The following is a 21,220-nucleotide window of genomic DNA, read 5'->3' as shown; positions in this document are numbered from 1 at the left end:
GCTTATTTCCACAGCGCGCAGCGGCTTTCGGACTTCTTGGTGAAGGCCTCGTTGCCGTCGATGGTCTGCACGACGTTGAAATAGTCCCAGGGCTCCTTGGACTGTTCCGGCGTCTTGACCTGCAGCAGGTACATATCGTGCACGACGCGGCCGTCGGGCCGCACCACGCCGTCCTTGATGTACATGTCGTTCAGCTTGCCCGCGCGCAGGTGGGCGAGCACTTTGTCGGCGTCGTCCGTGCCCGTGGCCTTGACCGCGCGCAGGTACTGCAGCGCGGCCGAGTAATCGGCGGCCTGCAAGGACGAGGGCATGGCCTGCCGCCGCTTGAAGAACTCCCGGCTCCAGGCGCGGGCGTCATCCGAACCGTTCCAGTACCAGCTGTCCGTCAGGTACATGCCCTGCGTCGGGGCCAGCCCCATGGCGTGGATGTCGTTGATGAACATGATCATGCCGGCCAGCTTCATGGTCTGGGTGATGCCGAATTCATTGGCGGCCTTGATCGCGTTAGTGGCGTCGGCGCCTGCGTTAGCCAGGGCCAGGATCTCCGCCTTGCTGCTTTGCGCCTGCAGCAGGAACGAGGAAAAATCGCTCGACGACAGCGGGTGCTTGACCGAGCCGAGGACGGTGCCGCCGCCGGCCTGGATCACGGTGGTCGTGTCGGCCTGCAGCGCCGTGCCGAAGGCGTAGTCCGCCGTCAGGAAGTACCAGGTCTTGCCCCCCGCCTTGACCACGGCGCCGCCGGTGCCGCGCGCCTGTGCGACGGTGTCGTAAGCGTAGTTCAGGGTATAGGGCGTGCACTGTTCATTCGTTAGCGCCGGCGCGCCCGCGCCGACCACGATGATGGGCCTTTTCTTGTCCGAGGCGACCTTGGACATGGCCAGCGCCGTGCTGGAATTGGTGCCCCCGATCAGCATGTCCAGGCCTTTCTGGTCGAACCATTCCCTGGCCTTGGCCGAGGCGATGTCGGCCTTGTTCTGGTGGTCCGCGACCAGCAGCTCGATCTTCTTGCCGTCGATCGCGCCGCCCATCTCTTCTATCGCCATTTTTATGGCTTCCGCGCCGCCGGGGCCGTCGGGGCCGGAATACACGCCGGACAGGTCGGTGATGAAGCCGATCCGTATGACGTCGTCCGAGATCTGCGCATGGGCCGCGCCTGACCCCGCCAACAGGATGGCGCCGCAGGTGGCGGCGGCGGACATTGCGCGCGACATTGACAACATTCCAGTCTCCTCTTATGTTTTTTGGCCCGACGGGCTTCCTTATTCTGTGGCCGAGCCTGTCGCACGGACAGTCACCATGGTGACAAAGACCCTTAGGGTTTACCTGGGCAGGGCCACACAGCCGGCGATGAGGAAGCTATGTGCATGGCGTCTGCGAAAACTGGGGACGAGCCTTTGAGCGCGCGGTGGCGGCGCGCGCAAGGCGCGGTGGACAGAATGCTGGGGGTCGTGCCCTGGTACAACGGCCTGCCGGACGCCGAGCGCGAAGAAATCCGCGGCAGGCTGCGCATGGTGTCGCTTCAAACGGGCGAGTACCTGTTCCGCGCCGGCGAACGCTCGCCCGGCTGGTACGGCGTGGTCGACGGGCTGGTGAAGTGGTCGTCGCGCGGCGCCGACGGCAAGACCCTGTCGCTGGCGGGCTTCAGCACGGGAAGCTGGTTCGGCGAAGCCACCATGATCCGCGGCGCGCGCTTCGAATACGAAGTGGTCGCCTTGCGGCCGAGCCGCGTCGTGATATTGCCGCGCGACACCTGCGAATGGCTCTGGAACAACAATATCGAGTTCACCAAAGCGCTGATGGAGCATCTGGCGCAGCGGGTGGATTGGCTGATGGCGAGCTACACGGGCAATGTGCTGCTCGACGTCGACACCATGGTGGCGCGGGCCGTCGCGGCGCAGCTTGCGGCGGAATCGCATTCGGGAACTGACGGACGCCTCAAGATATCGCAGGAGGAAATCGCCAGCCTTTGCGGTGTTTCGCGCCAGCGCTGCAATGCCGCCTTGACGCGGCTGGCCCGCGCCGGGGTGCTGCAGACGCGCTATGGCGGCCTGACCATCCTGGATCGCGAAGCGCTGCACCAGCACGCGAAGCTGAACGGCAAAGCCAGGAATTGAAGCGCTGCGGGGCAAGCGGAGGGGGCGTGAACCGGAGATCCGCCCGTGGATGGATAATGCCAACACCAGCAGAACGGGGTGGACGCGTGATGGCGAGCGAATTGGCGGTACGTACGGCCGGGCAGGACGACGACGAATGGATCGTTGCCGCGCATGGGGAGGTCTATGCCGCGGAATTCGGTTTCGATAGGCGATTTCAGCAGGGCATCGCCGGGAAGATGCATGCCTTTCGCCGGCTGCCAGGCACGTTCAACCGCGTCTGGGTCGGATGGATCGCGGGGCAGCGCGCGGCGTCGATTGCGGTTTCCGACCAGCCTGGCGAGGTGGCGTTCCTGAATTTCGTGCTGGTCTTGCCGCAATACCGGGGCAGGGGCGTGGGGCGCGCCATGATGAACACGGCCCTGGACCATGCGCGCACGCACGCGCTGAAGGAAATGCAGCTTGAAACCTATAGCTGCCTTGTCGACGCAAGAGCGCTGTACGGGCGGCTGGGGTTCCGCATGACGCAGGCAATCCCCGGGAAACAGGCGTTCGGGCAGACGTTCGAACAGGAATTCTGGGCCTTGCGTCTCTAGGCGGAAGGCGCCGGCGCCAGCGGGAAAACGGTATACGTCGTTTTGCCGCGGGCATCCACGGCGACCGTCACAGGCATATCGCGCACTTCAAATTCGTAGATCGCCTCCATGCCCAGGTCGGCAAAGGCCACCACGCGGGCGGATTGGACCGTCTGCGCCACAAGGTATGCCGCCCCGCCCACGGCGCTGAGGTAGGCGGCGCCATGCGTCTTGATGGCCTTGGTCGCCACGGCGCCGCGTTCCGCCTTTCCTATGGTCACAAGCAGGCCGGTTTCCGCCAGCAGCTGCGGCATGAACTTGTCCATGCGGGTGGCGGTAGTGGGGCCTGCCGGGCCTACTGCTTCGCCGGGCACGGGGTCTACCGGCCCCACGTAGTAGAGCGCCCGGCCGCGCAGGGGAACCGGCAAGGGCTTGCCCTGGGCGAGCAGGTCCGCCATGCGTTTGTGCGCGGCATCGCGCCCCGTCAACAGCTTGCCCGACAGCAGCAGCGTGTCCCCCGCCGCCCAGCCGGCCACTTCGGTCTGCGTGAGCGTGTCCAGGTCCACGCGCTTGCCTTCCTGTGCGGGCAACGCGTCTGGAATGCCTTCCCAGATGGCGGGGTCGGGCGGGGGAAACCGCGCGGGCCCCGCGCCGGGCATATCGAAAGAGACAAAGCGCGTGGCGGCGCAATTGGGTACCAGCGCCACGGGCAGGAGGGCGGCATGGGAGGGCGCGGCCGCCACTTTTACATCCAGCACCGTCGTGGCGCCGCCCAGTCCTTGGGCGCCGATGCCCAGCGCGTTGACGCGCTGGTACACCTCGATGCGCAGCCGTTCTTCAGGGGTGCTAGCGCCCCGGCGCAGCAGGGCGGGCATGTCGATCTCGCGGAATAGGGCGTGCTTGGCCATGGCCACCGCCTGTTCGGGCGTGCCGCCGACGCCCAGGCCGAGCACGCCCGGCGGACACCAGCCGGCGCCCATGCCCGGCAACTGCGACACGACCCAATCGGCGACGGAGTCGCTGGGGTTGAGCATCGCATAGCGTGTCTTGACGTCGCCGCCGCCGCCCTTGGCCACGACGGTCAAGGCTAGCGCGTCGCCTTCGACCAGCTCCACCTGCAAGATGGCGGGGGTGTTGTCGCGGGTGTTGCGGCGCGCGCCCAGCGGATCCAGGATCATCGACGCCCGCAGCGGATTCTCGGCGCAACCGTAGGCGCGGGCGACGGCGCGGTTGGCCAGCGCCTGCAGGCTGGGCGTGGGCCCGGGGCCGTCATGGCGGATGCGCACGTCCATGCCCATCCTGATGTACACATGCGCCACGCCCGTATCCTGACAGACGGGCCTGCGGGCCCGCGCGCTGAGCTTGCTGTTGATCAGCAGCTGCAGCAGCGCGTTGCGGGCGGGCGCCTGGGTTTCCTCGGCATGCGCCGCCTTCAGCGCCCGCACGAAGTCTGCCGGATGCGTGTGGCTGACCGCCTGCAACGCGTCGGCAATACTGGTTTCGATGTCTGAGGCTTCGACGACGCGCATGGCCGTGTGCTCCTTATTGCAGCGTGATGCCCGCTTGCTTGATGACTTGCGCCCAGCGCTTGCCTTCGTCGGCGGTGAACTGCTGGAAGGCGGCGGGCGCATATTGCTCGGGCGGCAGCAGCTGGATGCCCTGTTCCGCCATCTTGCCGGTGAACGCCTGGTCCGCCAGCGCCTTCTGCCAAGCCTGGTACAGGGTCTGCACCACCTTGTTGGGCGTGCCCTTGGGCGCGTACAAGCCGTACCAGGTGGACACCTGGAAGCCCGGTATCGCCTTTTCTCCCATGGTGGGCACATCGGGATACTGCGCCATGCGGTCGGCCGAGGTCAGCCCCAGCGCTCGGACCTTGCCGCCTTTGGTTTGCGGCAGGGCGGTATTGGTCTGGTCGAACATGGCGTCTACCTGATTGCCCATCAGGTCGTTCAGGGCGGGGCCTGCGCCCTTGTAGGCGACGGGGGTGATGGCGATGCCGGCCTGGCTGGCGAACATGGCGGCCACCAGGTGCGAGGTGGATCCGACGCCGGCGTTGCTGAAATTCAGCTTGCCCGGGTGCTGCTTGCCATAGGCAATCAGGTCCGGCAGCGATTTGTGCGGCGACGATTCGCCCACCAGCAGCACCAGCGGGGTGTCGGGGAAGCGGAACACGGCCTGGAAATCCTTGACCGGGTCGTACGGAAGGCGGGCATAGAGCGATGGCGCCGCCGCCATGTAGCCGATATGGCCGACCAGGAAGGTATAGCCGTCGGGCGCGGACTTGGCCGCCTTGGCCGCGCCGATGGTGCCGCCCGCGCCGCCGACGTTCTCGATCAGGATCGTCTGGTTGAGTTCCTGCGCGACGCGGTTCGCTACATTGCGCGCCATCGCGTCCGTCGGGCCGCCGGCCGAGAAAGGAACGATCCACGTGATCGCCCGGCTGGGGTAGTTGTCTTGCGCTTGCGCGCCCATCGGCAAGGCGAACGCGCCCGCCACGGTCAATGCCGTTATCCAGTGCTTCATGAGTTGACTCCGTCCTCTTGTTTTTATGGACCAAGAAAAGGCTGCCGTTCAGGCCAGCCCGGGGTAAGGGCGGGCCCGCATGCGGTCCACCATGTCGGGGGCGGCCCCCAGGTAATTGGCGGGCGCGCACAGGCGCTCGATGGCCTCGGAATCCAGTCGGTCGACTACCCGCGCGTCCTCGTTCAAGACGTCGGCCAGGCGGCGGCGCGAGGTGGCGGCGATCCGGCAGGCGTCGTACACCACGTCGTGCGCGGTCTGGCGGCCGATATGCGGGGCCAGTCCCATCATCACGGCTTCGGCCACGATGAGCCCGCCGGACAGGTCCAGGTTGCTTGCCATGCGGGCGGTGTCCACTTCCAGCCCGCCCAGCATGAACCGAGCCTGGTGCAGCGCGCCCGCGGTCAGCACGAAGGCTTCCGGCACGGCCGTCCACTCGACATGCCACGGCCCGGTGGCGCGTTCGAAATCCTGCAGCATCGCGTCCAGCGCCAGACCGGCATGCTGGCGGACGGTCTTGGACGCGCTCCACATCAGTTCGCACGAAATCGGGTTGCGCTTCTGCGGCATGGTGCTGGAGGCCCCGCGGCCCTTCACGAACGGTTCGAAGGCTTCGCCCAGTTCGTTGGTCATCATGAGCATGATGTCCACGGCGATCTTGCCCAGCGACCCCGCGACCAGTGCCAGGAATTGCACGGTTTCCGCCAGGCCATCGCGGGCGACGTGCCAGGTAACGGGCGTGGCACCCAGACCCAGCTCTTGCATCAGCGCGGCGTGCACCGCCAGGCCCTCGTCTCCCAGGGAGGCCAGCGTGCCGGCCGCGCCGCCGAACTGGCCGATCAGGACGCGCGGGCGCAGCTGGGCCAGGCGTTCGCGATGGCGGCGCACCATCAGCAGCCAGACGGCGGCCTTGTAGCCGAAGGTAATCGGCAGGGCGTGCTGCAGGTGCGTGCGTCCGGCCATCGGCGTATCGCGATACCGCAGCGCCAGCGCGTCCAGGATGCCGTCCAGGGCCGCCAGGTCGTCGTCGATGATTGCCAGGGCATCGCGCACCTGCAGCACCGTGGCGGTGTCCATGATGTCTTGCGTGGTGGCGCCCCAGTGCAGGTATTCGCCTTCCGCGCCGCACATCCGGGATAGCTGGTGCACCAGCGGCAGGATCGGATAGCCGACGATCTCGGTCTCCACCCGCAGCTCGTCCATATCGATGGCGGCGGCGTCGGCGCGGGCCTCGATCGCGCTGGCGGCCTGGGGCGGAATGATGCCCAGCCGGCCCTGCACGCGGGCCAGCGCTACTTCGGTTTCCACATAGCGCCGCACGGTGGCGGCATCGTCGAACACCGCGCGCATCGCGGCAGTGCCGAACATGTCTTTGAACAGGGCGGATTCGAGGACCGAGACTGGCATAAATGTACGCTCATAAAAAGTTGTACGTACATTTAAGCAGGCGCAAAAGGGGACGTCAACGCCGGGGATTACCCGTAGATGAAGCCGGCCAGGCGGCAACAGATAGAATGCGGGGTGTCGCCAACCAGCCCCTTGCCATGTCCATTACGCTGTACACCCGCATCTCGGAAGAATTGGCGCGACGTATCGCGAGCGAGGAATATCCCGTCGGGACGGTCTTGCCCGCCGAGAACGCCTTGGCCGAGGAATTCGACGCCAGCCGGCACACGGTGCGCGCGGCCTTGCGCCAATTGCAGGACCTGGGCCTGATCGCGCGCCGCCGGGGCAGCGGCACGGTGGTGACCGCCGCCCGCTCCAAGGCGGGTTTCAGCCAATCCCTGCGTTCCCTGGAAGACCTGGTACAGCTCGCCGCGCGCTCGCCGCGCAGCATCCGGCAAATACAGGAAGTGGTGGTGGACGTGGAGCTTGCCGCCCGGCTGGGCGTGGGGCCCGGCACGCGATGGCTGAAGTTCTCTTCTACGCGCGGGGCAGAAGGCGAGGCGCCGGTGGTGTGGACGGAGCTGTACGTCGATGCGCATTACAAGGGAGTGCGCGCTCTGGTGCGCAAGCATCCCGACCGTCTGGTGTCGGAACTGATCGAAGAACACTATGGCCGGCGCATTGCGTCGGTCGAGCAGACCATCTCCGCCTGCGCCTTGCCGCCGGTTGCCGCGCGCGAGCTAGAGGTGGCGCCGGAGTCGCCGGGCCTGTTTATCCTGCGGCATTACAAGGATCAGGCCGGCCGCATCGTCGAAGTGTCCTGCTCGTACCATCCCGCCGGCCGCTATGAGTTTTCGACGACGCTGATACGAGAGCACTAGCCCTCGACGCCGCCATTCGTTTTGCGCCAGCGCGTTTTCCCTGTGCGGCGGCGTTGCCCAAGGCGGAATCCGCCGCGGTAAGATGCGTCATGCTTTCCAAGTCCGGTCTTCTGGAATCGCTTCCTTTTTGCGCCTGGTTCCAAGCCAGTCAATTTTCCTGGAACGTGCCCCCATGACTGATTCCGACGTCACCGATGCCGTCCCGGCCTCCAATCGCTACGACAGGATGGAATGGGCAGGCGCCTTCGGCGACCTGGGAACGCTGATTCCGTTCGTCGCCGCCTATATCGGCGTGCTGGGCATGGACCCCTTCGGCATCCTGTTCGCGTTCGGCCTGTCGATGCTCGTGTGCGGCCTGTATTACCGGACGCCCATTCCCGTTCAGCCCATGAAGGCCATCGGCGCCGCAGCCTCCATCCAGGCCGTGCAGACAGCCGTGGTTACGCCCGGGGCGGTCCACGTCGCCGCGCTGGCCACGGGGCTGGTGTGGCTATTGCTGGCGCTCAGCGGCTTCATGCGCCATGTCGCGCGCTGGGTGCCCGCCACCGTGGTCTACGCGATCCTGTTGGGGCTGGGCGTGGGCTTCATGCTGCAGGGCGTGAAAATGATGCACGGCGACCTGCCGGCCGCCGTCGCCGCGGGAGCTATGGCGCTGGCGCTGCTGCGGAGCCGGCGCCTTCCCGCCATGTTCTTCCTCCTGTTATTCGGCGCGGCGCTGGGAATCTGGCGCCAGCCCGACCTTCTGGCCCAGCTGTTGTCGACCCCGCCGGCCTTGCGCCTGCCGCGCTGGGAACTGGGCGGGCTGGACTGGAACCAGGTCTTCGTGGCCATCGTTCTGCTGGTCCTGCCCCAGATTCCGCTGACGCTGGGCAATGCGATTCTCGCCATCAGCCGGGAAAACAACCGGCTCTTCCCCGAGCGCCCCGTGTCCGAAAGCGGCATCGCCCTCTCCACGGGGCTGATGAATCTGTTCGCGGGCGTGAGCGGCGGGGTGCCGATGTGCCACGGCGCGGGCGGCATGGCCGGCCACGTCGCATTCGGCGCCCGCACGGGCGGCTCGGTGGTGATCCTGGGCGGCCTGCTGCTCGTCATGGCGCTGTTTTTCAGCGGCACGGTAGTGACGCTGTTCCAGCTGTTTCCGCCCGCGGTATTGGGGGTGCTGCTATTCATCACCGGCCTGCAGCTGGCGGTGGGCAACGGCGGCCTGCCCGAAGCGCGGCAGGAACGCGCCGTGGTGCTGGCCAGCGCGGCCGTCTGCATCTGGAACGTGGCCGCCGGCTTCCTCCTGGGCTGTGCGCTGCACTACGCGATGAAGCGCGGCTGGCTACGCCTGTAGAGGCGGTATCCGGCGGCGCCAGCCGCTATACTGGCTGCTATGACCGCAGGGCCGCAAGTGCGGCCGGAACTCGTGAGTGCGATGATAAATAAAAGCCAAATCACCGGGTTGATCCTGGCCGGCGGGCGAGGCAGCCGCATGGGGGGCGTGGACAAGGGCTTGCAGAATTTCCAGGGCATTCCCCTGGCGATGCACGCCTTGCTGCGCCTGGGGCCGCAGGTCGGGGAAATCATGGTCAACGCGAATCGCAACCTGGCGGCGTATGAGTCCCTGGGCGCGCCCGTGTGGCCCGACGCCGACGCCGATTTTGCCGGGCCGCTGGCCGGCTTCGCCGCGGGGCTGGAGCGCTGCGAGACCGAGTATCTCGTCACCGTGCCCTGTGATTCGCCGCTGTTTCCGCCGGACATGGTGGAGCGCCTTGCGGCCGCGCTGCAAGAGGCCGATGCGGACATCGCCATGGTGGCCACGCGCGAGGGCGGCGTCGTGCGCGCCCAACCCGTGTTCTGCCTGCTCAAGACCGCGCTGCTGGGCAGTCTGTTGGCATTTCTGGATAGCGGCCAGAGAAAGATCGACATCTGGACCGCCAGCCATGCCTGTGTCGAGGTGGTGTTCGAAGATTCGCATGCCTTTGCCGGCGCCAACACGTTAACTGAACTGCAGCAGCTTCAATCATGAGCCCCGACCGTCCCGCGACCCTCGCCGCCATTGCCTCCTGCGTCGATGGCTATGACCCGAACGCCTTGCCGATCGAGCAGGCGCGGGAGTTCATCGACCGCCTGGTGCCGCGCCTCGGCGCCATCGAAGTCTTGCCCCTGCGCGCTGCGCTGGGCCGCACGCTGGCGCGCGACGTCATCTCCGACATCGATGTGCCCGCGCACGATAATTCGGCCATGGACGGCTATGCCCTGCGCGGCGCCGATCTACGCGCCGGCGGCGATACCGTCCTGCAGGTCGTGGGCAGCGGGCTGGCGGGCGAGAAGTTCGAAGGGGTGGCCGGGCCGGGGCAGTGCGTGCGCATCATGACCGGCGCGATCATGCCGGCCGGCCTGGATACCGTGGTTCCCCAGGAGTTCGTGCAGCAGGAGCGCGGCGCCATCACCATTCCCGCCGGCATACTGCGCCCGGGAGACAACAGACGGCTGGCCGGAGAAGACCTGGCGCGTGGCGAGCCGGCGCTGTCGGCCGGCCGGGTGCTGCGGCCCGCCGATATCGGCATGCTGGCTTCGCTGGGCCGAGGCGAAGTGCCTGTGCGGCGCCGCGTGCGCGTGGCGTTCTTTTCCACCGGCAATGAATTGCGTTCCATCGGCGAGCCGCTGGGCGAAGGCTGCGTGTACGACAGCAATCGCTACACGCTATGGTGCATGCTGCAGCGCCTGGGCGTCGAGATGCTGGACATGGGCGTGGTGCGCGACGACGAAGCCTCTCTGGACGCGGCTTTTTCGGCCGCCGCCGCCAACGCCGACGTCGTCATCACCTCGGGCGGTGTCAGCGTGGGCGAGGCCGACTACACCAAGAAAGTCATGGCGCGCCTGGGCGACGTGCTGTTCTGGAAAATCGCCATGCGGCCGGGGCGGCCGCTGGCCATCGGCCGCATCGGGCAGGCCATTCTTTTCGGTTTGCCGGGCAATCCAGTGGCCGTCATGGTGACCTTCTACGCCCTGGTGCGCGACGCGCTCCTGGCCATGGGCGGCGCCGAGCCGCAAGCGCTGCCTCTACTGCGTTGCGTGACGCCCAGGGCCATACGCAAGAAGCCCGGCCGCACAGAGTACCAGCGCGCCATCGTCACCCGCGCCGAAGACGGCGGCTGGCAGGCGAGTATCACGGGCTCGCAGGGCTCGGGCATCCTGCGCAGCATGAGCCAGGCCAACGGCCTGCTGGTATTGGGGCATGAGCAAGGCAATATCGCCGCGGGCGAATATGTCGACGTCCTGCCTTTCGATGGCTTGATCTGAGGCGCCGGATGACCCGAGTGATAGGTTTTGCCGGATGGAGCGGCGCGGGCAAGACGCAGTTGCTCACGCGCCTGATTCCCGTGCTGAAGTCCCGCGGCCTGAGTGTGTCCACGCTCAAGCATGCGCACCATGCTTTCGATATCGACCACCCGGGCAAGGATTCCTACTTGCACCGCGAGGCCGGCGCCAGCGAGGTGCTGATCGCCTCTTCATCGCGCTGGGCGCTCATGCATGAATTGCGCGGGGCGCCCGAGCCGGGGCTGGGCGAACTGCTCGGCCACATGAGCGCGGTGGACCTGGTGCTCATCGAGGGCTTCAAGCGCAATCCGCATATCAAGATCGAGGTGCATCGGGAAGCCAACGCGAAGCCCTGGCTGTATCCGGATGACGCCAGCATCGGCGCCATCGCCAGCGATGTGCCGCCGCCGGCGGGCGGCGGCCTGCCCTGGGTTGGCCTGAACGATTACGAAGCCGTCGCGGACCTGGTCCAGGCGCATGCCTGGCCCCTGGAGCAGGTGCTGGCGTCCATGCCCTGACGGCGGTCGCCGTTTACGGGTTGGCGTTCGGGAAGAACAGCTGCTGGCCGTTGATCTTGTAGCTTGCGATCGTGTCCTGTCCGGCCTTGGACGTGACCCAGTCGACGAACTTCTGGGCGGGGGCCGATTTGACGTGCGCATGCTTGGCCGGGTTGACCACCATCACGCCATATTGGTTGAAGAGCTTCTTGTCGCCCTCGACCAGCACTTTCAGGTCGCCGGGATTCTTGAAGCTGAGCCAGGTGCCTCGATCCGACAGCACGTAGGCATTCATCGACGACGCCATGTTCAGCGCCGGGCCCATGCCGCAGCCGCACTCTTTGTAGCCGGTTCCCTTGTTGTCCAGGCCGGCCTGCTTCCAGTAGCGCAATTCCGCCGCATGCGTGCCGCTCTTGTCTCCGCGGGAGATAAAGGGCGCGTTGGCGCCCGCCAGCTTGTTCAGGGCCGCGACGATGTCGTTGCCCTTGGCGCCCGCGGGGTCCCCGGACGGCCCGATGAGGACGAAATCGTTGTACATCACCGGATACCGCTTGACCGCGTAGCCCTCCGAAACGAATTTCTCCTCGGCGGCCTGGTCATGGACGAAGACCACGTCGGCGTCGCCGCGGCGAGCGGTATCCAGCGCCTGGCCGGTGCCTTGCGCGACAACCTTGATGTCGATGCCGCTGGCTGCCTTGAAGGCCGGCAGCAGCTGCGAGAACAGGCCCGATTGCTCGGTGGAGGTGGTGGAGGCCATGGTGATGGTCTCCGCCTTGACGGGCGCCATGGCGAGCGCCGCGGCCAGACCAGTGAACGTGACGCTGTATCGCAGGGTGGTGAGCGGATTCATAGGATGCGTTCTCCTTTCAGGAACAGACTTGCAGTTTCAGGCAGCGGGCCATTGAAGAAATCGTGCACGGGCAGGTCGGCCAGGATCCGGCCGTGGTCCAGATAGATGACGCGATCGGCCAGCCGCTGCACCTGGCCGAGGTTGTGGCTGGCGAAGACCATCGTGGCCGACTTGTCCGCGCTGAAAAACTGCATCAGGTTCTCGACTTCGCGCTTGGAGTGCGGATCGAGGCTGGCGGTCGGTTCGTCCAGCAGCAGGGCTTCGGGAGACTGCGCCCAGGCGCGCGCCAGCGCCAGGCGCTGCTTCTGCCCGCCGGACAGGCTGCGCGCGTTGCGGCCCGCCAGGTCGGTCATTTCGACCTGCTCCAGGGCCTGGGCGGCGCGCTTGCGCGCCTGGCGCCAGGCCGTGCCGCGCAGCCACAGGCCCAGCGCGACATTGTTCAAGGCCGAGGTACGCAACATATAGGGATGCTGGAACAGCATGGCTTGCCGGTTTGTGGGCAAGCAGCAGGTCCGTCCCGAACTGGGGCGCGCCAGTCCGTGCAAAACGCGCAGCAGCGTGCTCTTGCCGCTGCCGTTGGCGCCGACGAGCGCCACGCGTTCACCGGCGCCTATGGTCAGCCGCAGATCGCGCAGGGCATGGACGGTGCCATAGCGCACATGGACCTCGTCCAGTTCGAAGAGCGCGCTCATAGTGCTTCCTGCGCGAAAGTTGCCGCGCTTGCCCCGTCGCGCTGTTCGCGCCAGCGCCGCACGATGGCGCCGAGGATGTTCAGCACCAGCACGACGGTCAGCAGCACCAGGCCCAGCGCCATGGCCATGGGCAGGTCGCCCTTGCTGGTTTCCAGGGCGATCGCGGTGGTCATGACGCGGGTGTAGCCGTCGATATTGCCGCCCACCACCATGACCGCGCCGACCTCGGAGATGGCGCGCCCGAAGGCCGCGATCACGATGGTGACGAGGGCAAAGCGTTCGTCCCACAGCAGGAGCAGGCCGCGCATCGAGGCCGGCGCGCCGAGGGAACGCAGTTGTTCGCCATGGTCGGCTTCCGCGTCGCCCACGGTCTGGCGCACCAGCGCGGTCACGAAGGGCAGCACGAGGATGGTTTGCGCCAGCACCATGGCCTTGAAGGAAAAGAGCCAGCCCAGGAAACCCAGGGGGCCGGAATGCGACAGCAGGAGGTAGACGACTAGGCCGACCACCACGGACGGCAGGGCCAGCGAGGTATTGAGCAGCGTCAGGACTGCCGGTTTGCCGCGAAATTGCGCGACGCTCAGCCAGGCGCCCGCGGCCATGCCGAGCGTACAGGCCAGGATACAGGCGGTCACGCTGACGGCAAGCGAGCGTCCGACAATGGCCAGCAGGACTGGGTCGAGCGAGATGATAAGCCGCAGCGCAGTCTGCACGCTCTCAAGAAGTGTGTTCATGCCTGTTTTTCTCAGTATCCCCGGGGCAGGGTATCGCATGCGCTGCCCACGAACCATATGAAGTGGATTGCATAGCGGCGTGCCCGGGTTTGCGCTACGCTGCTTCGATGTAATCTGCGGGTTTTTTGAGGCATACTCGCCGCCGTGCATAGCATCGAACTCACCTATCTGCTGGGCGCCAACGGCGCGCAACCGGCCCTGATCCGCAACGCCCTGATGGACTTGCTGTTCGCCGTGCGCGAACACGGATCGATCTCGGCCGCAGCCAAGGCGCTGGGCCTGTCGTACCGGCACGTATGGGGCGAACTGAAGCGCTGGGAACAGACGCTGGGCCGCACCCTTATCGTCTGGGACAAGGGCCAGCCCGCCCGCCTGAACGAGTTCGGTGAAAAGCTGCTATGGGCCGAGCGCCAGGCCCAGGCCCGGCTGGCTCCGCAGATCAGCGCCCTGCGCGCCGAGCTGGAGCGCACCTTCGCCGTGGCCTTCGACAACGCCGCGCATGTGGTGCCGCTATATGCCAGCCACGACGACGCGCTTGCTGCATTGCAGGAACATGCCGTCGCGTCGGCCAAGCTGCACCTGGATGTGCGCTACGCGGGCAGCCTGGACGCCATCAGCGCCCTTAACGAGGGACGCTGCGTGATGGCCGGATTCCATACCCGCCAGACGCCGATGCCGGGCTCGCGCAGCGAACGGGCCTACAAGCCCCTGCTGCAGCCGGGGCTGCACAAGATCATCGGGTTCGCGCAGCGCGACCAGGGGCTGATCGTGCCTCGGGGAAACCCGCGAGGCCTGCGCGGGTTTGCGGACCTGCTGCAGCCGGGCCTGCGTTACGTGAACCGCGCGCTGGGCACCGGCACGCGCGTCCTGTTCGACGAACTGCTCGAAGAGGCCGGCATCGACGCCCAGGCCATCGATGGCTATCAGCGCACCGAGCCTTCGCACAAGGCCGTGGCGCACGCGGTCGCCTCGGGCAGCGCCGACGCCGGCCTGGGGATTGCCTCGGCGGCGGTGCGCGAACGGCTGGATTTCGTGCCGCTGGTCAAGGAAAACTATTTCCTGGTGTGCCTGAAATCGACGCTCGACCAGCCCTCGACGCTGGCGCTGATGGAAATCCTGCGCAGCGCGACGTGGCAGGCGCTGCTCGCCCGTATGCCGGGCTATACCCCGACGGACAGCGGTGAAGTGCTGTCGCTGCGGCGCATGCTGCCGTGGTGGGATTTCGGCGGCAAGCCCAAGCGGCGCGCCGCCGGCGTGAAGCCGGGCAAGGCCCCCCGGAGCTGACGCCGGGCCGGTCAGCCGGCGGCTGCCGGCGGAAAGCGCTCGGCGGCCAGTTCGGGCTGGAGCACGAGCCGTTCGGGCGCGGTGTAGCAAATGAAGCGCTTGTTGATGGCGCGCCCGATCGCGCACAGGCCAAGCTGTTCCGCGATTTCGTAGCCCATTTGGGTGATGCCGCTGCGCGAGACCACGATGGGCACGCCCATCTGCGCCGACTTCATGACCATTTCGCTCGTCAACCGCCCGGTGGTATAGAACACCTTGTCGTCGCCGTCCTGCCCCTGGGCGCCTTGCAGCCACATCCAGCCGGCGATGGTGTCGATGGCGTTGTGGCGGCCGACATCCTCGACGAACATGAGCATTTCGGCGCCGCGGAACAGGGCACAGCCATGCACCGATCCGGCCGATTTATAGGTGGTTTCCTGCAGGCGTATGGCGTTGAGCAGGCCATACAGCTCGTCCTGGCCCAGACGCGCGTCAGGCGCCAGGCGGATGCCGTCGATTTCGTCCATCAGGTCGCCGAACACACTGCCCTGGCCGCATCCGGTCGTGACGACGCGCTTCTTGGTGCGGGCTTCGATGTCGGCGATGCCATGGCGCGTTTCCACCGCGGCGGCGTTGACTTCCCAGTCCACGGTTACGTTGAGGACTTCGTCCAGCTCGCGTACCAGGCGCTGGTTGCGCAGGTATCCCAGGACCAGCAGCTCGGGCAGGGCGCCCAGAGTCATCAGGGTGACGATTTCGCGCCGGTCCACATAGATCGTAAGCGGCCGCTCGGCCGGGATGGACAGCGTTTCGCGCTGGCCATGTTCATTGACGACCTCCACGTCGCGGGTCAGCGGAGCGCGGGCGGCGGTCATGCGAGGAAGCGTTTGTGTCATGGGGCGGGCGGAAGTCGGCGGCGCGGAGCCAGGGGTATCCGGCAAAGTCTAAAACAAAAGGCCCGGCACGCAAGGGCCGGGCCCGGATGCGCGCGGCCGGATTCAAGGCTTGGGCTTGCTGTCGGCGGCCGGGGTGCCGGTGCTGGGCGGCTGCGTGGCCGTGCCCGCGGGCGAGTGGGCGCCGGAGGCTTCGCGCGGTTTTTCTTCGGGGCGGACATAGGCGAAAGGCCCCGGGTCCTGGCAGCCGGCCGTCGCCATTGGCGCACGCGTGGTTTTGCCGGCGGCCTTGGCCTGCTCGAAATAAATGGCCGCAACGCGATCCTGCGACTGGCACAGCTGGTAAGCGGCCACCTTGGCCGACCAGGCCGCCTTGGCGGCGGTCTCGGCGGCGCGCGCCTGGGCCTCGGCGCTGGGCGGGGGGAGCTTGGCGTAAGCCGCCGGCGAGGCGGCCAGCACGAGGAGTATTGCGGCGATCTTTTTCATGCGGACTCCTTGCGCCGGGCCGTCAGGCGCCGGCCGGGCGGGTGGGACGCGGCTTGGCGTCTTTGTCTGGCGTGCGCTGGGCAGGGATCTTGCCGGCCTGGATATCGTCGTACCAGAGCTCGTGGTGCTCGCGCGCCCAGGCTTCATCGACGTAGCCGGTCTTCATGGCCTTGAAAGCGCCTTGCATGCCGATGGTGCCCAGATAGATATGGCCCATGATCATGCAGGTCATGAGGATGACCGACACGGCGTGGATCATGTGGGCGATCTGCATGTTGCCGCGCGAGTAGTCCAGGCCCGGCGCGACCTTGTCCAGGAACAGGCCCGAGAAGACTGCGATCAGCCCGAGGAACAGCATCCCGCCCCAGAACATGATTTTTTCGCCGGCATTGAAGCGGTGCGACGGCACGTGCGTCGTTCTCAGGAGCCCGCCGCCCTTCTTGAGCCAGATCAGGTCGTAGCGGCGCGGGATGTTGTCCTTGATGAAGGTCAGCAGCACCACGATGAGCGACACGGCGAACACCGGTCCGACGAAGTTATGGATGGTTTTCAGGAGCCAGGTCATCCAGCCGTACAGGGCGCTGCCCATGATGGGCAGCAGGAAGAACTTGCCGAAGGCCATCACGATCCCCGAAATCGCCAGGATCACGAAGGCCGTTGCGTTGACCCAGTGCGCGGCGCGCTCGAAGCAGGTGAACCGCTCGATGCGGCGGCCGGTGGGCGCCTCGTGCATCTTGATCGAGCCCTTGCCCAGAAAGAACAGCAAGATGGCGACCAGGATGATGAGCAGCAAGCCGCCGCCGTAGGGAATGATCCAGTTGTTGCGCACCTGGCGCCAGGCCTCGCCGGCGGTCGTGAACTTCGAGCCGGGATACTGCACGAATCGCTGGATCAGGACGCCGGCCTCGGGCGCCTCACTGCGCGGCAGGCTGGAATAGCCGGGTTCTCCGGAATTGACCTGCCGCCACATCGGCGCATTGTTGCCCGGCTGGACCTTGGCGCGTTCGGCATTGGTCTGCTCGGCATAGCCCGGCAGTTCATTGGCGTCGGGCTTGACCTCGAAGATGTTGGCGCTCTGGATGCCGCCCAGCCCACCGGACGCGGGCTGCGAGGGGGCGTTCTGGGCAACCGCCGGCGCCAGGGCCGATGCGCAGATCGCCAGTGCCGCGATGAGTGACCGTATCATGGCAAGCTCCCGATCAATACACTCTCGTGTATTCGTTCTGGCCCCGCTGGGTGCGGGTCTTCATCTCTTGCTGCCAACTGTTCTTGTCGCCTGGCTTCCAGCCCGCGGCCATGAAGTTGCTGCCGGTTCCGTCGTAGTAAGGCTTGCCGACGTTGCCGGAGTGCAACTCCTGGGAGGGCTCGCTGCAGGCCGACAGCAGAAGCAGGGCGGTGGCCATGAGGGCGAGGCGGGCGTTCATGGCTTGGCCTTCGCGGGTTGCTGTTGGTCCGCGGGCGGCTGGCCGGCCTGCTGCGAGCCGTAGGCGGTGCCCCAGCCCCACACTTCGGCGCCCTTGCCGCGATGCACGACGCGGGTGCGGAAGATGTCGGCCACCACGTCGCCGTCACCGGCCAGCAGGGCCTTGGTCGAGCACATTTCGGCACAGGCCGGCAATTTTCCTTCGGCCAGGCGGTTGCGGCCGTATTTCTCGAATTCGGCGGCGCTGCCGTGTTCTTCGGGGCCGCCCGCGCAGAAGGTGCATTTGTCCATCTTGCCGCGCACGCCGAAATTGCCCTCCGAGGGGAACTGCGGGGCGCCGAAAGGACAGGCATAGGAGCAGTAGCCGCAGCCGATACAGGTGTCCTTGTTATGCAGGACCACGCCTTCGTCGGTGCGATAGAAGCAGTTCACCGGGCAGACCGCCATACAGGGCGCGTCGCTGCAATGCATGCAGGCTACCGAGATGGACTTTTCGCCGGGCACGCCGTCGTTGAGCGTGACCACGCGGCGGCGGTTGACGCCCCAGGGCACTTCGTGTTCGTTCTTGCAGGCGGTGACGCAGCTATTGCACTCGATACACCGTTCCGCATCACAGACAAATTTCATGCGAGCCATTGCGTTCTCCTTAAGCTCTTTCTATGTTGCAGATGGTGGTCTTGGTTTCCTGCATCATCGTCACGGAGTCGTAGCCGTACGTGGTGCCGGTGTTGACAGCCTCGCCGCGCACGATGGGCGCCGCGCCTTCCGGATAGTTCGCGAGCAGGTCCTGGCCCTGCCAGCGGCCCGAAAAGTGGAACGGCATGAATGCGGTGTCGGCGCCCACGCGTTCGGTGACCAGGGCCTGCACGTTCAGGCGCGCGCCCGTGGGCGTGACGACCCAGCAGCGGTCGCCGTTGCGAATGCCCCGGTCGGCCGCCGCCTTGGGGTTGAGCTCGACGAACATTTCCTGCTGCAGCTCGGCCAGCCAGGGGTTGGAGCGCGTTTCCTCGCCGCCGCCCTCGTATTCGACCAGACGGCCCGAGGTGAGGATGAGCGGGAATTTCTCGTACAGCTTGTCGGCGACGTTCTTTTTTTGCAGGGTGGTGTACAGCGTGGGCAAGCGCCAGAAGGTCTTGATGTCCGCCTGGGCGGGATATTTCTCGACCAGGTCCGGACGCGTGCCGTAGATCGGTTCGCGGTGCTGCGGAATCGCGTCGGGGAAGTTCCAGACCACGGCGCGCGCCTTGGCATTGCCGAACGGGTAGCAACCGTGGATTTTCATGACCACGCGGATGATGCCGCCGGAGGGATCCGTCTTCCAGTTCTTGCCTTCCGCGGCGGCCTTTTCCTCGGCGGTGAGGTCATCCCACCAGCCCAGCTTCTTCAGCAGCACATGATCGAACTCCGGGTACCCGGTGGTGAGGTCCGCGCCCTTGGAGTGCGAGCCGTCTTCGGCCAACAGGTTCACGCCATTGCGTTCGACCCCGAAATTGGCGCGGAAATTACCCCCGCCGTCCATGACGTTCAGGCTGGTGTCGTAGAGGTTCGCCGTGCCGGGGTGCTTCAGGCTTGGCGTGCCCCAACAGGGCCAGGGAAGGCCGAAGTAGTCGCCCGTCAGGTCGTAGCCGGTTTCGGCATCCTTGCCGCCCTTGGCGCGCAGCGTTTTCACGTCGAACATCTGCATGTTGCGCATGTGCGCCTTCAGGCGTTCGGGGCTCTGGCCGGTGTAGCCGATGGTCCAGCACGTGGCGTTGATCTCGCGCAGGATGTCCTCGACGACCGGTTCATCCATGTCCTTGACCTTCTGCATCTTGTAGTTCTTGCAGAGTTCCTTGCCAAAGCCCAGTTTCTCGGCAAGCTGGTACATGATCATGTGGTCGGTACGGCTTTCCCACAGCGGTTCGATGACCTTTTCGCGCCATTGCAGCGAGCGGTTCGACGCGGTACAGCTGCCGTTGGTCTCGAACTGCGTTGCGGCGGGCAGCAGATAAACCGCCCGGTTGGGATTCAGGTCTTCCGCCTTGCCCGGCATGGCGGCCATCGCGGCGGTGGCCGAAGGATACGGATCGACCACCACCAGGAGGTCCAGTTTGTCCATGGCGCGCTTCATTTCCAGCCCGCGCGTCTGCGAGTTGGGCGCGTGCCCCCAATAAAACACCGCGCGCAGGTTGGTTTCCTGGTCGATGAGGTCGGGGTTTTCGAGCACGCCGTCAATCCAGCGCGATACGGTGATGCCCGGCTTGGTCATCAAGGCAGGCGACGCGTAGCGGGCCTTGATCCATTCGTAATCGACGCCCCAGATGTGGGCGAAGTGCTTCCAGGAGCCTTCGGCCAGGCCGTAGTAGCCCGGTAGCGAATCCGGGTTGGGACCCACGTCGGTGGCGCCTTGCACGTTGTCGTGGCCGCGGAAGATGTTGGCGCCGCCGCCCGACCTGCCGACGTTGCCCAGCGCCAGCTGCACGATACAGGACGCGCGCACCATGGCATTGCCGATCGAGTGCTGGGTCTGGCCCATGCACCATACGAGCGTGCCGGGCCGGTTTTCGTGCATCAGCTTGGCCACCTTGAACATGGTCGCTTCGTCGACGCCGCAGGCGTCCTCGACTTTGTCGGGCGTCCATTTGGCCAGGATGTCGGCCTTGACCTCGTCCATGCCGTAGACGCGCGCATTGATGTACGCCTTGTCTTCCCAGCCGTTCTTGAAGACGTGGTACAGCAGGCCGAACAGAAAGGGGATGTCGGTGCCCGAGCGGATGCGCACGTAATGGTCGGCCTTGGCCGCCGTGCGGGTAAAGCGCGGGTCGACCACGATCATCTTGCAGCCGGTTTCCTTGGCGTGCAGCATGTGCAGCATCGATACCGGGTGCGCTTCGGCGGCGTTGGAGCCGATGTACAGCGCCACTTTGGAATTCTGCATGTCGTTGTACGAATTGGTCATGGCGCCGTAGCCCCATGTATTCGCAACGCCGGCCACCGTGGTCGAGTGGCAGATGCGCGCCTGGTGGTCGCAGTTGTTGCTGCCCCAGAAACTGACGAACTTGCGCAGCAGGTACGATTGCTCGTTGTTGTGCTTGGAAGAGCCGATCCAGTAGACGGAATCCGGACCGCTTTCCTTGCGCAATTGCATCAGCTTGGCGGTGATTTCCTGGTAGGCGGTGTCCCAGCTGATGCGCTGGTACTTGCCGTTGACCAGTTTCATGGGATAGCGCAGGCGGTGTTCGCCGTGGCCGTGCTCGCGCACCGACGCGCCCTTGGCGCAATGCGCGCCCAGGTTGATGGGCGAATCGAACACCGGTTCCTGGCGCACCCAGACGCCGTTCTCGACGACGGCGTCCACCGCGCACCCGACGGAACAGTGCGTACAGACGGTGCGGCGCACTTCGATCTTGGTGTTGCCGATGGCCACCCCGGCCTTGCCTTCGGCGGCTTCGGCGCGCTGGAGCAGCGACAGCTGGGTGGCCGCGAGGCCGGCGCCCACGCCCAGGCCAGAGCGGCGCAGGAAGGAACGGCGGTCCATGGTGGGAAGCGCTTGCGCCATGCCGCGGCGCAGGCTCTGCACGAATCTCGACTCGGAGGCGCCGGCGGCGGCTCCGCTGGTTTTCTTGGTCAGCAACATGCCGG

At 66.2% G+C, this 21,220-nt stretch carries 21 protein-coding genes; 8 read left to right on the top strand and 13 right to left on the bottom strand.

The annotated features are described in order from the left end of the window. Positions 1–2: 2 nt before the first annotated feature. Complete coding sequence (locus AGI3411_RS11170; protein ID WP_425265336.1) at positions 3–1,220, bottom strand: ABC transporter substrate-binding protein; 1,218 nt, start codon at positions 1,218–1,220, stop codon at positions 3–5. A 144-nt stretch (positions 1,221–1,364) separates the two neighbouring features. Here AGI3411_RS11170 and AGI3411_RS11165 point away from each other — a divergent pair, with 144 nt between their 5' ends. Further along, on the top strand, positions 1,365–2,114 hold the full coding sequence (locus AGI3411_RS11165) for a Crp/Fnr family transcriptional regulator (RefSeq protein WP_244240320.1): 750 nt from the start codon (positions 1,365–1,367) through the stop codon (positions 2,112–2,114). 101 nt (positions 2,115–2,215) lie between these two features. Beyond that, a complete protein-coding gene (locus AGI3411_RS11160; protein ID WP_129527437.1) occupies positions 2,216–2,689 on the top strand; it encodes a GNAT family N-acetyltransferase in 474 nt (157 codons plus the stop codon). On the opposite strand, the gene AGI3411_RS11155 is transcribed toward AGI3411_RS11160, so the two are convergent. The 3 genes from AGI3411_RS11155 to AGI3411_RS11145 are packed head-to-tail and all read right to left on the bottom strand — an operon-like array spanning position 2,686 to position 6,595. Beyond that, the gene (locus tag AGI3411_RS11155) at positions 2,686–4,197 is read right to left on the bottom strand and encodes a fumarate hydratase (RefSeq protein WP_129527436.1); all 1,512 of its coding nucleotides are present in this window, start codon (positions 4,195–4,197) and stop codon (positions 2,686–2,688) included. The two genes, AGI3411_RS11160 and AGI3411_RS11155, sit on opposite strands and share 4 nt — an antisense overlap. Positions 4,198–4,210: 13 nt before the next feature. Continuing rightward, a complete protein-coding gene (locus AGI3411_RS11150; RefSeq protein ID WP_129527435.1) occupies positions 4,211–5,191 on the bottom strand; it encodes a Bug family tripartite tricarboxylate transporter substrate binding protein in 981 nt (326 codons plus the stop codon). A 48-nt stretch (positions 5,192–5,239) separates the two neighbouring features. Further along, positions 5,240–6,595 (bottom strand): class-II fumarase/aspartase family protein, encoded by a 1,356-nt coding sequence (locus AGI3411_RS11145; RefSeq protein ID WP_129527434.1) that lies wholly within the window; start codon positions 6,593–6,595, stop codon positions 5,240–5,242. A 137-nt stretch (positions 6,596–6,732) separates the two neighbouring features. Here AGI3411_RS11145 and AGI3411_RS11140 point away from each other — a divergent pair, with 137 nt between their 5' ends. From AGI3411_RS11140 to mobB, 5 genes are all read left to right on the top strand, one after another. After that, positions 6,733–7,455, top strand: a complete 723-nt coding sequence (locus tag AGI3411_RS11140; protein ID WP_129527433.1) for a GntR family transcriptional regulator — start codon at positions 6,733–6,735, stop codon at positions 7,453–7,455. Between the two features lie 172 nt (positions 7,456–7,627). Beyond that, complete coding sequence (locus AGI3411_RS11135; RefSeq protein WP_244240319.1) at positions 7,628–8,791, top strand: putative sulfate/molybdate transporter; 1,164 nt, start codon at positions 7,628–7,630, stop codon at positions 8,789–8,791. 81 nt (positions 8,792–8,872) lie between these two features. After that, complete coding sequence (mobA, locus tag AGI3411_RS11130; protein WP_129527432.1) at positions 8,873–9,466, top strand: molybdenum cofactor guanylyltransferase MobA; 594 nt, start codon at positions 8,873–8,875, stop codon at positions 9,464–9,466. Continuing rightward, the gene (gene moeA, locus AGI3411_RS11125) at positions 9,463–10,743 is read left to right on the top strand and encodes a molybdopterin molybdotransferase MoeA (RefSeq protein WP_129527431.1); all 1,281 of its coding nucleotides are present in this window, start codon (positions 9,463–9,465) and stop codon (positions 10,741–10,743) included. Before mobA ends, moeA begins: the two co-directional genes overlap by 4 nt. A gap of 8 nt (positions 10,744–10,751) precedes the next feature. Next, a complete protein-coding gene (gene mobB, locus AGI3411_RS11120; RefSeq protein WP_129527430.1) occupies positions 10,752–11,279 on the top strand; it encodes a molybdopterin-guanine dinucleotide biosynthesis protein B in 528 nt (175 codons plus the stop codon). A gap of 13 nt (positions 11,280–11,292) precedes the next feature. Here the strand turns inward: mobB and AGI3411_RS11115 are convergent, their stop codons facing one another. From AGI3411_RS11115 to AGI3411_RS11105, 3 genes are read right to left on the bottom strand one after another with little or no spacing between them, the layout of a single operon-like run. Then, entirely contained in the window at positions 11,293–12,108 is an 816-nt protein-coding gene (locus AGI3411_RS11115; protein WP_129527429.1) for an ABC transporter substrate-binding protein, read from the bottom strand. Next, complete coding sequence (locus AGI3411_RS11110) at positions 12,105–12,800, bottom strand: ABC transporter ATP-binding protein (RefSeq protein ID WP_129527428.1); 696 nt, start codon at positions 12,798–12,800, stop codon at positions 12,105–12,107. The genes AGI3411_RS11115 and AGI3411_RS11110 overlap by 4 nt, the downstream gene beginning before the upstream one ends. After that, a complete protein-coding gene (locus tag AGI3411_RS11105) occupies positions 12,797–13,534 on the bottom strand; it encodes an ABC transporter permease (protein ID WP_129527427.1) in 738 nt (245 codons plus the stop codon). The genes AGI3411_RS11110 and AGI3411_RS11105 overlap by 4 nt, the downstream gene beginning before the upstream one ends. Before the next feature lie 144 nt (positions 13,535–13,678). On the opposite strand from AGI3411_RS11105, the gene AGI3411_RS11100 reads away from it, so the two are divergent. After that, positions 13,679–14,818 carry a substrate-binding domain-containing protein gene (locus AGI3411_RS11100; protein ID WP_129527426.1) on the top strand — a complete coding sequence of 380 codons (1,140 nt, stop codon included), beginning with the start codon at positions 13,679–13,681 and terminating at the stop codon, positions 14,816–14,818. An 11-nt stretch (positions 14,819–14,829) separates the two neighbouring features. On the opposite strand, the gene AGI3411_RS11095 is transcribed toward AGI3411_RS11100, so the two are convergent. From AGI3411_RS11095 to AGI3411_RS11070, 6 genes are all read right to left on the bottom strand, one after another. Then, complete coding sequence (locus AGI3411_RS11095; protein WP_244240318.1) at positions 14,830–15,672, bottom strand: formate dehydrogenase accessory sulfurtransferase FdhD; 843 nt, start codon at positions 15,670–15,672, stop codon at positions 14,830–14,832. A gap of 123 nt (positions 15,673–15,795) precedes the next feature. Beyond that, positions 15,796–16,176: a hypothetical protein gene (locus tag AGI3411_RS11090; RefSeq protein ID WP_129527424.1), complete on the bottom strand. Its 381-nt coding sequence runs from the start codon at positions 16,174–16,176 to the stop codon at positions 15,796–15,798. A gap of 22 nt (positions 16,177–16,198) precedes the next feature. Beyond that, positions 16,199–17,362, bottom strand: coding sequence for a formate dehydrogenase subunit gamma (locus AGI3411_RS11085; protein WP_129527423.1), 1,164 nt, complete (start codon positions 17,360–17,362; stop codon positions 16,199–16,201). A 13-nt stretch (positions 17,363–17,375) separates the two neighbouring features. Beyond that, positions 17,376–17,600 carry a hypothetical protein gene (locus AGI3411_RS11080; RefSeq protein WP_129527422.1) on the bottom strand — a complete coding sequence of 75 codons (225 nt, stop codon included), beginning with the start codon at positions 17,598–17,600 and terminating at the stop codon, positions 17,376–17,378. Further along, positions 17,597–18,235 (bottom strand): formate dehydrogenase FDH3 subunit beta, encoded by a 639-nt coding sequence (gene fdh3B, locus AGI3411_RS11075; RefSeq protein ID WP_129527421.1) that lies wholly within the window; start codon positions 18,233–18,235, stop codon positions 17,597–17,599. Before fdh3B ends, AGI3411_RS11080 begins: the two co-directional genes overlap by 4 nt. A gap of 10 nt (positions 18,236–18,245) precedes the next feature. Next, positions 18,246–21,215, bottom strand: coding sequence for a formate dehydrogenase subunit alpha (locus tag AGI3411_RS11070; protein WP_129527420.1), 2,970 nt, complete (start codon positions 21,213–21,215; stop codon positions 18,246–18,248). Positions 21,216–21,220: the final 5 nt, after the last annotated feature.

Source organism: Achromobacter agilis, from assembly GCF_900496965.1.
Classification (GTDB): Bacteria; Pseudomonadota; Gammaproteobacteria; order Burkholderiales; family Burkholderiaceae_B; genus Achromobacter; species Achromobacter agilis.
The sequence above is the reverse complement of the archived record's forward strand: the minus strand, read 5'-3'. Positions and strand labels throughout refer to the sequence as shown.